Annotated in this window: 1 protein-coding gene; it reads left to right on the forward strand. The window is 41.7% G+C overall.

The window, feature by feature from the left end; all coding sequences use genetic code 11:
• The coding region (locus tag C1E99_RS02225) for a transposase (protein WP_153060146.1) at positions 1–786 on the forward strand (786 nt) is incomplete at both ends.

Genomic DNA, 786 nt, shown 5'->3' on the forward strand with positions numbered 1-786 from the left:
CTGCCTTGTCCAAGGAAGAATGCCTCACTAGCGAGGGACTAAACCAACTCCTACAAGAAACCGAACAAGTATTGGATGAGGTGGAAGAAGCTATCTCACAAGAGCCTAAAGTCGTCAAAGGTGGCTCAGCCAACAGACAGAAACGAAGAAGAATTAAGAAACTCAAGAGAAAGTTGAAAGAGGATTGTCTTGTTCGGAAACAGAAGTACGAACGAGATATACAGATTCTACAAGAACGAAATTCCTATTCTAAAACGGATCACGATGCAACATTCATGCGAATGAAAGAAGATCATATGAGGAATGGTCAGCTCAAACCGGGCTACAACCTCCAACTTGGTACAAACAACCAGTTTGCCTTAGCTTACGGACTGTTTCCGAATCCAACTGACACTCGTACACTCAACCCCTTTCTTCAATCCATCCAAACCTTAGAACTCTTTCAACACATTGTCGCGGATGCAGGTTATGGTAGTGAAGAAAATTATAGCTTTATCGTTGATGAACTGGAGAAAACACCTCTGATCCCCTACGGAACATATCAGAAAGAGCAGAAGAAAAGCTACAAGAAGAGTGATGCCAATCCTGAAAACTGGACTTACTTAGAAGATTCTGACCAGTGGATAAAACCAGATGGGGTTGTCTACTCGTTTAAGAATTATTCACGAAGAACGGACAAGTATGGATTTGAGAAAGATATTAAGATTTACGAAGCTGATCCTGTACAAGCTAGTAAAGAGTTAGACCAGTTAGCACGGACGGAAAAAGGAAACCTCAAACAAACCC

The organism is Streptococcus suis, assembly GCF_002964045.1.
GTDB classification, from domain to species: Bacteria; Bacillota; Bacilli; order Lactobacillales; family Streptococcaceae; genus Streptococcus; species Streptococcus suis_U.